Source organism: Spirosoma horti, assembly GCF_054776595.1.
Genome location: NZ_BAAHBQ010000001.1, coordinates 169,533 through 181,519, shown reverse-complemented (window position 1 = coordinate 181,519; position 11,987 = coordinate 169,533). Strand labels below are relative to the sequence as shown.

Below are 11,987 nucleotides of genomic sequence, written 5' to 3'. Positions count from 1 at the left end.
AAGTGTTTATCGGTTGGCATGTTGTTTGGCTATCTCTAGGTAAGATTGTAAACAAGATGATGGATAAAGAACTTGCCCCGGAAATAGCCAATCGTAATCGAAACCGAAGCCTGTTGATCGGGGTGGTGGTTGTGATTGGCTTAGCGATTGCCATTACCTGGCTGCGGGATGCCGTGAAAACGTCGGTCGAGGCTGAGCGAATTCGTATGGCAACGGCCGAAATTGGCCCGGTCGAGAATTCGCTCAACGCAACCGGTGAAGTGATTCCGGCTTATGAACAAATCTACACCAGCCCAATTCGGGCCAGTATTCGGCGCGTATTACTCACACCCGGAACGGCCGTAAAACCCGGTCAACCTATTCTGGACCTCGATAAATCGTTAACGGAAATTGAACTGGAGAAACTGAACGATCAACTTTCACTGAAACGAAACGGCATCGATCAGTTGCGGATGAAACTCAATAAAAGTTTGTACGATGCCGAGGTGAACGATCAGATCAAGTTATTGAACATAAATGGGTTACGGGCAGAGCTGGAGGGTTCACGGCGCTTACAGAAAGTAGGCGGGAGCACGGGCGAAGAGGTTACCCGCGCTGAAAATGCCCTGCGTGTGGCTGAACTGGAGAAGAAGCAGTTAGAAAACGATCTGGCCTACAACCGGCAATCGATGGGAGCCAGCCTTCGGGAAACGACGTTGCAAGCCCAGATCGAGGAGAAAAACCTCAAAGAGTTAACCCATAAATTGAAACAGGCCGACATTATAGCCGACCGGCCGGGCGTGCTGACCTGGGTAAATGAAAATATTGGTTCAGCCGTAAACGAAGGAGAGATGCTGGCTAAGCTGGCCGATCTGGCTAGTTTTCGGATCGAAGGGTCGTGCTCTGATGTCTATGCCGAGCAGGTAAAAGTGGGCCTGCCGGTGATCGTTAAAGTCAACGAAACAAACCTGCGCGGACTAATTACGCAGGTGAAACCCGCCGTAAAAAATGGCATTGTCCAGTTCGTCATTCAATTGGAGAACAGCCACCACGCGTCGCTACGTCCGAATATGAAAGTGGAAGTCTTCGTGATCACTGACCGGGTGGCGAAGGCGGTACGCGTAGCAAACGGGCCGGCCTTTAAAGGTAAACGGAAACAGTTTGTCTATGTATTGCCTAAAGGGAGCAACGTTGCGCATCGTCGGGAAGTCGCCCTTGGCCTGTCAAACTTTGATTATGTCGAAGTGAAATCGGGACTACAGGCGGGCGAACAGGTTATTTTGACCGATCTGAGTGCGTATGAGCATCTGGACGAAATCACGATTGACCCGAAACGATAACGCCAGATCACGATGAACCCTACTTATTTACTTAGTTTCTTTACTGTCCTCTTCCTTAGTCAGCCGCTTTGTGCTCAGCCCCAAACGACTACCTTGACGGAGGTTGTTCAACTGGCCCAGGCGCAGTCGGTAGCGGCAAAACGGGCCAATACCCAGCAACGAACGAACCATTGGCAATACCGTTCCTTTCTGGCGCAGTTTAAGCCGCAGCTGAGCCTGGACGGATCATTGCCCAACTTCACGCGGTCGTATGTACAGGTGACGCAGCCGGATGGCAATATCCGCTTTGAGCCCGTATCCTACAATAACTCCATCCTAAACCTGTCGCTGAGTCAAACCATTTCGCCCACGGGCGGGACTATTTTTGTCCAGCAGCAACTCCAGCGATTCGATAATTTTATTCAGAACAACACCTTATACAATGGTATACCGTTTGGGTTCGGGATAACGCAACCGCTGTTTCAATTTAACCAGATGCGCTGGGACCGGAAGATACAGCCGCTCTTGTATGCCGAAGGGAATCAGCAACTTATCGAGTCGCTGGAACAAGTTTCACTAACGGCGTCCAACCTGTATTTCGATCTGCTGGTGGCCCAGGTAAACCTGCAAATTGCCGAGACCAACCGCGCCAACAATGACACCCTCTACCGAATTGCGCTGCACAAACTGGATATGGGTAAGATTTCGCAGAACGACCTTCTGCAGCTTCAGTTGAGTGTGCTGAATGCTGAAAAAGATCTGGCATCAGCCCGGCAAACGGCGGCAGTCGCGTCATTGAAATTAAAAACGTTTGTGGGCTACCGTGAAGAAAGCGCCGGTCAACTGCGCCCGCTGGAACTGGCTATTCCAAATCAGATTCCTGACCTGATCGTGGATGTAAAGCGAGCCTTCGATGAGGCTGTTGCCAACCGGGCGGGGTCGATTGGGTTCCGGCGACGAATGCTGGAAGCCGAGCGGGATCTGGAAAAAGCCCGTAAGAACAACGGCCTGAATGCTACCCTGACGGCAGGTTATGGGCTGTCGAACCAGGGGCCAAATCTGGTCGATGTCTATGTTCGTCCCCAGAACCGCGAATACGTCACCCTACAATTTACACTACCCATTATGACCTGGGGCCGGGCGCAGGCGATTGTTGAAACTGCCAAGGCGAACCGGGAATTGGCGCAGCAAACCGTCGAGCAGGACAAACTAACGTTTGAGCAGGAAATCTTTACGCAGGTAACGCTACTCCAGATGTTGAAACAACAAGTAACATTGACGGCCAAAGCGGATCAGATTGGGCAAAATCGCTACCAGATTGCGCAGGACCGGTTTAAGCTGAGCGATCTTAGTGTGACCGATCTAGGCATTGCTACGCAGGAAAAGGACCGTGCCCGTCGGGATGCCATTCTGGCCCTGCGCGACTACTGGCAGGCGTTCTACACACTTCGCTTATTGACCTTATTTGATTTTGAAACGAACCAGAAAATAAAGTACTAACCATGATCAGCCTACAAAACATCGAAAAAGTTTACCGAACCAGCACGATCGAAACGCTGGCGCTCAACAACATTAACCTCGACATTAAGAAAGGGGAGTTCGTTTCCATCATGGGGCCGTCGGGTTGCGGCAAGAGCACACTGCTGAACGTAATGGGCCTGCTGGATGAGCCCTCCAAAGGAACGGTTCAGCTTGATGGGCAGTCTGTCACGAAGTACGGTGATAAGGAACTGGCCAAACTGCGCAACCAGAAAATCGGCTTCATTTTCCAGAGCTTTCATCTGATCAACGACCTGACGGTGTTGGACAATGTCGAGATTCCACTGCTTTACCGATCGACCAATGGCAAGCCGCGTCAGGAATACGCCAAAGATGCCCTGACAAAAGTGGGCCTGAGCAACCGCATGAAGCACTTTCCCAAGCAGTTGTCGGGCGGGCAAAAACAACGCGTGGCCATCGCCCGTGCCATTGTGGGCCAGCCAGACATTATTCTGGCCGATGAACCAACCGGCAACCTGGACAGTGCCATGGGCAACGAAATCATGAACATTCTGCAGCAGCTCAACGACGATGGAGCCACCATCGTCATGGTCACGCACGATGAACAGATGGCCAAACGCACCCACCGGCTCATTCGACTTTTCGACGGAACCCAGGTTTTATAAATGAATAGTGAATGAGCGAACATACGAGCCAACTATTCGTTCGCTTCGGCGGTCCGATTTCATTCATTTACACTTTCGCGCTTTACTTATGCTACTGAACTATATCAAAATCGCCTGGAAGGTGTTGCTGCGGCATCCGTTCTACACCTTCATCACTCTTTTTGGGATTAGCCTGACGCTAACCGTATTGATGGTATTGACCTCTTTTCTGGATCACCTGATTGGGAGCCATTACCCTGAAAATAAACGGGATCGATCGCTTTATATCATGCAGATGCGATTGAATGATTCCAGCCGAACATCCCGGCAGTCGGGCCCAATGAGTTTTAAATTTCTGACGGACTATGCCAAATCGTTGAAAACCCCCGAACGGGTAACGATTTGTACCCTCATCAACAGCTCGAATGCGTATGTGGGATCGCAGAAGATAAAGCTGAATACTAAATTCACCGATGCTGATTTCTGGCGGGTAGCCGACTTCGAATTTCTGGAGGGCAAGCCCTACAATGAGCAAACTATTGCCAGTGGAGAAAACGTGGCCGTGATTACCGACGACCTGAAAAAACACTATTTCGAAAATTCGTCTGAATCCGTTTTGGGTAAAGATATTGAAATAGAAACGATTCATTATAAGGTAATTGGTGTGGTAAAAGGGAGCCCCGTTACGCGCCCATTTACCTATGCCGACGTCTATTTTCCGTATACAGCCCCTAAAAGTAATTATCAGCGAAACGACATGCGCGGTGGTTACGTCGCCATTATTCTGGCTAAAAATGAATCGGACCGGAAAGAAATTCAGGACGAATTTCAGAGCCACATAGATCGAATTCCATTTCCGGGTATTCAGGATGGATTCAAGTATGCGACATTGGAAGTAAAAAGTGAACCCTATCTGGAAAATTTTATGGGGCCCCTTTTAGAGGGTAACGCAGGTATAAAAACGATTTTTTTCGGTATTGTAGCGTTTATTTTATTCATGCTGATGGGCCTTCCGGCGATCAACTTAGTGAACGTGAATATCAGCCGGATCATGGAAAGAGCCTCGGAAATCGGCATTCGAAAAGCCTTTGGAGCCCCCATCCGCACGCTCATGTGGCAGTTTATTGTCGAGAACATCTTCATTACGCTGATCGGCGGAATCATCGCTCTGATTCTGACCGTCATTGTCATTCATTTGATCAATACGAGTGGCTGGATTGCCTACGCTGATCTGACAATCAACCTCAATGTGTTCCTGATCAGTCTGTTCGTGAGTTTGATCTTTGGCTTGTTATCCGGCGTGTTACCCGCGCTACGAATGTCGAAACTAAACATAGCTGAAGCGCTTAGGGGGTAAAACCAATGGGTAAACGAGTAAATCAGCAATAACTGGCGCATCGACTACCCGTTCACCCATCTACTGTTCGCTTGTTCACCTTTTCACTAATCGTCATGATCTCTCATCTGCTTAAATTAATCTGGAATAAAAAGAAAGCGCACGCCTTGCTGATTGTCGAAATCTGGGCTTCGTTTATGGTCCTTTTTGGGCTGGCAACCTTGATCGTCGTCAACGTGCGCAACTACAGGGAGCCTTTGGGCTTCACGTACGAGAACGTCTGGGCAATCGGTCTGAAAAGTAATCAGGATACAACCGATCTGGCGAATAAACTCCAACGGGTGCAGCAGCGGCTAAAGGCATATCCCGACGTGGAGTCGGTGTCCCGAATGAGTAATAACTTTCCCTTTTCGGCGAACTCGACGAATAACGGAATCGAATATAAAAAGCGCAAAGTGCTCGCGGATTTTTATGCAACTGATGATGCGTTTGCTAAAACGCTCGACATTGCGGTACCGGCGGGCCGTTGGTATCGCAATGCGGATAGTGTAGGCAAATACACGCCGGTGGTTATCAACCAGAAAACGAAAGACGAGTTGTTCGGTGACGAGAATCCGCTGGGAAAAGTAATCGGCGAACGTTTCAAAGTGGTTGGTCTGATCGATAATTTCAAGGCAAAAGGCGAATTTATGTCGAATAAACCGGCCGTATTTGAGTTAATGAAGGCCGATGCGATCTGGAACGATACGATGTTGATCAAGGTGAAGCCCGGCACCGATGCTGTTTTCGAAGCTAAGATTGTGAAGGATATTGCTTCTATGGTGACCGGCTGGAACGTTGAAGTCGATTACCTGACGGATTCACGAAAAAATCAGCACAATCTTGTTCTGGTGCCTATTATCATTGCGCTCATCGTTTGCAGCTTTCTATTGATCAATGTGGCGTTGGGCCTGTTTGGAGTGTTGAACCTGAGCATTGCCAAACGCCGGGGGGAAATTGGGCTGCGCCGGGCGCTGGGAGCCACCGGCGGGGGAATCTCTACCCAATTTATTGGTGAAATATGGGTCCTGGCTACCTTTGCCATGCTGATTGGTTTGCTGTTTGCCGCTCAGTTTCCACTGCTGAATGTATTTGACTTACAGGCAGGCATTTACATAGCAGCCATTGGTATTTCGATTCTGATTATTTATGTGCTCGTTACATTATGCGCCCTTTTTCCAAGTCGGCAGGCAGCCATGATCCAACCAGCTACTGCCTTGCACGAAGAGTAGAGACGCATATTTGCGTCTCCTGTTAACCGGATGGTTTTGCTGATGCACGAAGAGTAAAGACGCAAATCTGCGTCTCCTGTTGACCGGATGGTTTTGCTGATTCATAGGAATAGAGACGCAAATATGCGTCTCTACACAAAAATATGATCCTCATTATTGACGACGATATTGCCATTCAAACTTCTCTTTCCCTATTGTTCAGGAAAGAAGGGTTCACGGTGCGCGTGGCCGACGGGCCATTTGAAACGCTTGAGATACTGGCCGAAGAAACGCCTGAGCTGATCCTGCTCGACATGAATTTTTCGGTCGATACCTCCGGCGATGATGGCCTTCGCCTGTTGCGCCGGATTCGGGAGCAGTGGCCTGCACTGCCGGTTATTCTCATCACGGGCTGGGGGAGTATCGACCTCGCGGTGGAGGGAATGAAGTCGGGTGCCCGGGATTTTATTACCAAACCCTGGCAGAATGATCACCTGGTTCAGTCGGTGCGAACGGTCCTGAATTTGGCGCAGGCAACACCCGCGTCACCCAACCGGCGTAAACTCGACCAGCAGTTTAAATTTGATAATATTGTTGGCGAAGATCCAAACCTGCTGGCCATACTGACGACCATCGGGCGGGTAGCGCCAACCGATGCGCCCGTTTTGATCACTGGTGAGAGCGGTACCGGTAAAGAACTCATCGCTGAGGCCATTCATCAGAACAGCCGTCGCCATCGCCAGCCGTTCGTGAAAGTTAATTTGGGGGGCATCTCGTCCACCCTGTTCGAGAGCGAGTTGTTCGGGCATGTGCGGGGAGCGTTTACCGATGCAAAAACGGATCGTGCCGGACGATTCGAACTCGCCAACAAAGGGTCTATTTTTCTGGACGAAATTGGCGATCTCGACCCGGCAAGCCAAGTGAAGCTGTTGCGCGTCTTGCAGGATCGAACGTTTGAGCCGCTGGGAAGTAGTAAATCCCGGACGGTCGATGTGCGGGTAATCTGCGCCACCAACCGAAATCTGGAGGAAATGGTCCGTAAGGGCCAGTTTCGGGAGGATTTATTCTACCGAATTAACCTGATTTCTGTTCGGCTGCCCGCCCTGCGCGAACGCCCCGGCGATATACCGCTGCTGGTTGCGTATTTTGTCGATAACCTGAAAGTTATTTACGGACGGCCCGATTTACAGGTCAGTGCATCGGCGCAGAAATGGCTTAAAAATCTGGCGTTGCCCGGCAATATCCGCCAGCTTAAGAACCTCGTGGAGCGGACAGTTCTCCTCTCTTCGGGTAATGAATTGCAGGTCGATGACTTCGAACGGAACCTGACGCCCAACGCCACGTCGATAGCCACGGCAGCCAGTTCGTTGCCACCGGTTGGGAGCATGACGCTGGAAGAGATGGAGTATCAGATGATTCACCGGGCAATGGCATTCCACCAGAACCGGGTAGTTAAAGTAGCGCGTGCGTTGGGCATCACCCGTTTTGCGCTCTACCGCCGATTAGAGAAATTTGGCATTCCCTACACAACCGAGGAATGAACCTACCCCTGCGCACTCGTTTCCTGATTTATATCATTGCTGTTCATCTCGCGCTGATTGGGTTGACCTGGTGGGTATTGCGCGAGAATAAACTTGTCTTCATTGCGTCGGAATTGCTTATTCTGCTTTCGATCCTTGTCGCCGTTCGATTGTATCAGGCATTTAGGCAACCATCCGAGTTTATCGCATCGGGTATCGAAGCTATTCAGGATAAGGACTTTACGGTTAAGTTTGTGCCAACCGGCAACCAGGAAGTGGATGATCTTATTTCGGTGTATAACCTCATGATCGACCAGCTTCGGCATGAGCGGACCCGGCAGGTAGAACAGCAGTTCTTCCTGAACAAATTAATCGACGCGGCACCCATTGCCATTTTGATCTTTGACTTCGACGACCGCATTGCCTCCGTCAATCCCAGGGCCAGCCAATTGCTGGGAATGCAGCCATACGAAATAATCGCCAAACAACTATCTGAACTGGGCTATTCGCTACTGGCTCAGGTCGCCGATCTGGCCGATGGCGAAGCGCGCATCATGAAGCCGAACGGCATCGAGACGTATAAAGTGCTGCGTTCCTATTTTATGGATCGGGGATTTCGGCGGTCGTTTCTCATCATCGAAGAACTGACACCGGAGATTCTTGCTACTGAAAAGAAGTCGTACAGCAAGGTTATCCGAATGATGGCGCACGAGGTCAATAACTCGATTGGTGCCGTAAATTCCATTCTCGATAGCACGCAATCCTATGTCAATGAGCCCGATGTAAAACATGCCATTCGGGTGGCTATCGAGCGGAATGACCGGCTCAATCGCTTTATGAGCCGCTTTTCCGACGTTGTTCGACTGCCACCGCCCCAAATACGGCCCGTTGATTTGGGCGAACTCGTTCGTAATGTGGTTCAGTTGATGCAGCCGCAAGCTGCCGGGCGGGGCGTTTCGCTGGCGGCTATTGCTACCGAAAAAAACATAAAGCAAGTTGATGCTGACCAGATGGAACAGGTCTTGATCAATGTTGTTAAAAACGCGCTTGAAGTCTGTCGGGAAGGCCAGTGCATAGAGGTTATCAGCGCTACTCGTTACCTGCTCATTCGGGATAATGGCGACCCGATTCCTGATGAGATTACGGCTAACCTGTTCAATCCTTTTTTCAGTACTAAACCGGAAGGGCAAGGCATTGGCCTGACACTTACCCGCGAAATTCTGCTCAATCATAAACTGTCTTTTTCCCTTCGGACGGAGGTCAGCGGCTGGACGGAGTTTCAAATCCTACTGGAGTAAGTAGTATGTAACACGGGTCGATCAAAGCATCAGAACTATGTGTCTGGATAAGTTATTTTGTTTAATGTTATAACTTAAAAACTTGATTGTCAGTGATTTGTGTATTGAGTTTATTGAACAATAACTATTTATTTACTGTTATCTACATACGAACTCTTACCGGTATTTCATGCCTGATTTCAATCCATCAATCATTCTTTATACGGCCGATGCCCTCAACGAACGGGGCGAAGCTGTGCTGGCCCAGTTCCCGAATGCGGAAACGCTGGAAGTGAAGCAGCACAATCGCCTGCCGGAATTGGGGTTGAATCATTTTAAGGTTAAGTCCGATGTGCTGGTGTTGGGACGGCTCAAAACCCAGGATATTAAGTGGAGCGGTCGAAGTTCAGACTACATCGCGCCAAGTCTGGCCAATGGCTGTTTTGGTGCCTGTACTTATTGTTATGTCGACCGGCACAAGACTGTCAACCCCATTACGCTTTTTACGAATATTGATGAAAACCTGGCGAGTATCGACAAGCATGTTAACTCGCTGGCCTGGCCCAAGCCAGCCAACCAAACAGACGCCACATACTGGACGTATGACATTGGCTGTAATTCCGATATTTCAGTAGATTATGGATTGACGGATGGTATTCAGCAGGTGTTCGAATTTTACCGAGATCATCCGCGTGCTAAAGCGACTTTTGCAACCAAGTTTGTCAATCCGCTCTTGCTGGACTTCGATCCGAAGCGAAAAATCCGTATCCGGTTCAGTCTGATGCCCAGCCATGTCAGCAAACTGGTTGATGTTCGCACGGACAGTATTGAAAAACGGATTGCCGCTATCAATGACTTTTATGATGCCGGGTACGAGGTACACGTTAATTTCTCGCCCGTGATCGTTTACAGTGGTCCCGATGGCGATAAAAAAGCGTGGCGGAATGACTACCGCGAGTTATTCCAACAGCTTGACGCGACCCTTCGCCCCGAGGTTCGGCAGCAGCTTAGGTGCGAAGTTATTTTTCTAACGCACAACCAATGGCAGCACCAGGCTAATTTGGCCATCAATCCAAAGGCGGAGGAACTGCTATGGGTACCCGAATTGCAGGAGAGTAAAGTGAGTCAGTTTGGGGGTTGGAATATCCGTTACAATCACCAGCTGAAGCGAAAAATGATTGCTATTTTTGAGGATATGGTCCGCGAGGAAATCCCGTGGTGCGAAATCCGTTACATATTTTAACGCAAAAGGCCCGTTATCGAACGGGCCTTTTGTTCCAGGTTAACCAACGCTGTTGGCGTTCTTTTTGGTATCCTCTTTATCGAAATCGCTCTTCTCGGTTGTCTTCTTTGTTGAGCGCTGGTGGCTGCCATCCTTCCCAGCTTTTCCTTCTTTTTTCTGATTTTTGGTATTATTGGCCCCACCAATCTGTGGCGAATACTACTTGATAAACAGGTTCATAGCTCAGCGAATTTGCGGTTAGCTTGTCTTGCTGCCGCCTTTGCTACCACCCGTTGATCCACCCGCACTTCGGCTGCCTTTATGGGAGCTTTTGTGCGCTGTTGAACTCCGGCCGTTTCCTTTTTGTCCGTGGCCCGTACCGTTGTCCTGGTTGTCGGTAATCCGCTGACCTTCGTACGATTCTTCGACTTTTTCTAGGGTTTTGTCTGCCATAACGCTGTTGAGTTAAGTTGATTAACCCCTTAACTGATCAGCGGGCGTGTTGTTTTACATACTCATCCATTGAAAACCGTCCGGACCCAAGCACCAGAAACAGGAGCAATAACAGCAGTACGATAACCGACAGCCACAATTCCGAATTCATTGGTGAGAACCCTTGGCGAATATTGACAAAGAAGAGCGCGCCAACCAGAATTGGCAACTGGATCAATACCATCAGTCGGGTCAGGCAACCAACCGCAATGAGAAATCCGCCCATTAAATGAGCAAAGGCGACGTAGTGGACCAAGATAACCGGGAAAAGGCCGAAATGAAGGCCACCCACTAACCGGGTCAGATAGGCCGTGTCACTGATAAAACTGACACCTTTCAGGACAAGAATGATGCCCAGCACAATGCGAAGGGCATCTGTCCACGCCGGATGATGCGTGTCGCCCCAGTTTTCAACGCGATTCAGAATATTCATATCTGTTATTGGTTTAGTGAAAACTAACCGAATGTACAGAAAGGAAAATTGAAAATCAATCTGAGGGTCAGGGAGTTAGTTTTTGGTTTGTAGTTTGTGGTTTGTTGTTGCCGGCGCGAAGCTATTCATGCGTCAGCCAACCGTAAACTACAAACCACTAGCTACAAACCGTATACCACAAACCAAAAACTACACCTCCTCCAACGGACCAACGTGTACAGGAGCCATGTGCGCCAGTTCGTCGGGGTTAAACATCCGGGAGCGGATCAAAAACCGGACGCCCATGGGGATTTCGAGCGAGAAACTCGCTCCGCGTCCGGGCGTTACGTCGATGGTGAGGTGCGTATGTTGCCAGTACTCAAACTGATCGCTCGACATCCAGAAGTCGCAGCCGTCAATCTGCCCCAGCAAAATATCGGACTGGCCAATTCTGAACTCACCTTTGGCAAAGCACATGGGTGAGGAGCCGTCGCAACAGCCCCCGCTCTGGTGAAACATCAGGGGGCCATGCTCTGCCCGAACTTTATTGATCACCTCAGCGGCTGCTGGGGTGACATCAACACGGGAAGTGGTTAGCGTCGTCATAAATGAACGTGGTTGGCAAGTTTTTAAAGCACCCGACACACCTGAGTCTGGGGTTCTACATCCGTAAAGTTAGGAATGTCACCCAGTAGTTCTCCACCATGGGTGCCCATGCCTTTGTTCAGTTCGTCGGTGGTGTTAAAGGCCAGGAAGGTAATCATGGCATAGGGCGGGAGCGCGTCGCCCGCGTCCAAGCCTTCATTCATGTCGACCCCCGTGAGGCCAAACGGAGTTAACCGCTCTTTCACCAAAGGAATGTGTTTTTCCAGGTAATAGGTCAGATCGAACTGACTGGTTTCTGTTTTCGGGTAAAGAACGGTTAGACGAACCATAATGGAAAATTAGTGAGTAAATAAGTAAAAGAATGAACGAACGTGCGAAATCGGACCGCAAAAGTGGAACGAGCGAGTGAATGAGCGAAAGTCAGGTATGG

The 11,987-nt window shown here is 49.6% G+C and carries 12 protein-coding genes; 8 read left to right on the top strand and 4 right to left on the bottom strand.

What is annotated here, in order from left to right:
- Positions 1-59 precede the first annotated feature (59 nt).
- The 8 genes from ACYVAM_RS00890 (at position 60) to ACYVAM_RS00855 (ending at position 10,068) form a co-directional block, all read left to right on the top strand.
- Complete coding sequence (locus ACYVAM_RS00890) at positions 60-1,319, top strand: efflux RND transporter periplasmic adaptor subunit (RefSeq protein WP_461064192.1); 1,260 nt, start codon at positions 60-62, stop codon at positions 1,317-1,319.
- A gap of 12 nt (positions 1,320-1,331) precedes the next feature.
- Complete coding sequence (locus tag ACYVAM_RS00885) at positions 1,332-2,798, top strand: TolC family protein (RefSeq protein WP_461062982.1); 1,467 nt, start codon at positions 1,332-1,334, stop codon at positions 2,796-2,798.
- Between the two features lie 2 nt (positions 2,799-2,800).
- Positions 2,801-3,463, top strand: coding sequence for an ABC transporter ATP-binding protein (locus tag ACYVAM_RS00880; protein ID WP_461062980.1), 663 nt, complete (start codon positions 2,801-2,803; stop codon positions 3,461-3,463).
- 88 nt (positions 3,464-3,551) lie between these two features.
- Positions 3,552-4,799: an ABC transporter permease gene (locus tag ACYVAM_RS00875; RefSeq protein ID WP_461062978.1), complete on the top strand. Its 1,248-nt coding sequence runs from the start codon at positions 3,552-3,554 to the stop codon at positions 4,797-4,799.
- 95 nt (positions 4,800-4,894) lie between these two features.
- The gene (locus ACYVAM_RS00870) at positions 4,895-6,049 is read left to right on the top strand and encodes an ABC transporter permease (protein ID WP_461062976.1); all 1,155 of its coding nucleotides are present in this window, start codon (positions 4,895-4,897) and stop codon (positions 6,047-6,049) included.
- Between the two features lie 143 nt (positions 6,050-6,192).
- A complete protein-coding gene (locus ACYVAM_RS00865; protein ID WP_461062974.1) occupies positions 6,193-7,569 on the top strand; it encodes a sigma-54-dependent transcriptional regulator in 1,377 nt (458 codons plus the stop codon).
- A complete protein-coding gene (locus ACYVAM_RS00860) occupies positions 7,566-8,846 on the top strand; it encodes a sensor histidine kinase (protein WP_461062972.1) in 1,281 nt (426 codons plus the stop codon). Before ACYVAM_RS00865 ends, ACYVAM_RS00860 begins: the two co-directional genes overlap by 4 nt.
- 169 nt (positions 8,847-9,015) lie before the next feature.
- Positions 9,016-10,068 (top strand): spore photoproduct lyase family protein, encoded by a 1,053-nt coding sequence (locus ACYVAM_RS00855; RefSeq protein ID WP_461062970.1) that lies wholly within the window; start codon positions 9,016-9,018, stop codon positions 10,066-10,068.
- Between the two features lie 237 nt (positions 10,069-10,305).
- Here ACYVAM_RS00855 and ACYVAM_RS00850 read toward each other — a convergent pair whose 3' ends face one another.
- From ACYVAM_RS00850 to ACYVAM_RS00835, 4 genes are all read right to left on the bottom strand, one after another.
- Positions 10,306-10,500, bottom strand: a complete 195-nt coding sequence (locus tag ACYVAM_RS00850; RefSeq protein WP_461062968.1) for a hypothetical protein — start codon at positions 10,498-10,500, stop codon at positions 10,306-10,308.
- Positions 10,501-10,537: 37 nt separating this feature from the next.
- Entirely contained in the window at positions 10,538-10,972 is a 435-nt protein-coding gene (locus tag ACYVAM_RS00845) for a DoxX family protein (protein WP_461062966.1), read from the bottom strand.
- A 189-nt stretch (positions 10,973-11,161) separates the two neighbouring features.
- Positions 11,162-11,557, bottom strand: coding sequence for a DUF779 domain-containing protein (locus ACYVAM_RS00840; protein WP_461062964.1), 396 nt, complete (start codon positions 11,555-11,557; stop codon positions 11,162-11,164).
- Between the two features lie 23 nt (positions 11,558-11,580).
- Complete coding sequence (locus tag ACYVAM_RS00835; RefSeq protein WP_461062962.1) at positions 11,581-11,886, bottom strand: EthD family reductase; 306 nt, start codon at positions 11,884-11,886, stop codon at positions 11,581-11,583.
- Positions 11,887-11,987: the final 101 nt, after the last annotated feature.

Excerpts from the sequence above, each read along its gene's own strand:
- ACYVAM_RS00890 (WP_461064192.1), top strand. The coding sequence starts at position 60 with ATGGATAAAGAACTTGCCCCGGAAATAGCCAATCGTAATCGAAACCGA.
- ACYVAM_RS00885 (WP_461062982.1), top strand. The coding sequence starts at position 1,332 with ATGAACCCTACTTATTTACTTAGTTTCTTTACTGTCCTCTTCCTTAGT.
- ACYVAM_RS00880 (WP_461062980.1), top strand. The coding sequence starts at position 2,801 with ATGATCAGCCTACAAAACATCGAAAAAGTTTACCGAACCAGCACGATC.
- ACYVAM_RS00875 (WP_461062978.1), top strand. The coding sequence starts at position 3,552 with ATGCTACTGAACTATATCAAAATCGCCTGGAAGGTGTTGCTGCGGCAT.
- ACYVAM_RS00870 (WP_461062976.1), top strand. The coding sequence starts at position 4,895 with ATGATCTCTCATCTGCTTAAATTAATCTGGAATAAAAAGAAAGCGCAC.
- ACYVAM_RS00865 (WP_461062974.1), top strand. The coding sequence starts at position 6,193 with ATGATCCTCATTATTGACGACGATATTGCCATTCAAACTTCTCTTTCC.
- ACYVAM_RS00860 (WP_461062972.1), top strand. The coding sequence starts at position 7,566 with ATGAACCTACCCCTGCGCACTCGTTTCCTGATTTATATCATTGCTGTT.
- ACYVAM_RS00855 (WP_461062970.1), top strand. The coding sequence starts at position 9,016 with ATGCCTGATTTCAATCCATCAATCATTCTTTATACGGCCGATGCCCTC.
- ACYVAM_RS00850 (WP_461062968.1), bottom strand. The coding sequence starts at position 10,500 with ATGGCAGACAAAACCCTAGAAAAAGTCGAAGAATCGTACGAAGGTCAG.
- ACYVAM_RS00845 (WP_461062966.1), bottom strand. The coding sequence starts at position 10,972 with ATGAATATTCTGAATCGCGTTGAAAACTGGGGCGACACGCATCATCCG.
- ACYVAM_RS00840 (WP_461062964.1), bottom strand. The coding sequence starts at position 11,557 with ATGACGACGCTAACCACTTCCCGTGTTGATGTCACCCCAGCAGCCGCT.
- ACYVAM_RS00835 (WP_461062962.1), bottom strand. The coding sequence starts at position 11,886 with ATGGTTCGTCTAACCGTTCTTTACCCGAAAACAGAAACCAGTCAGTTC.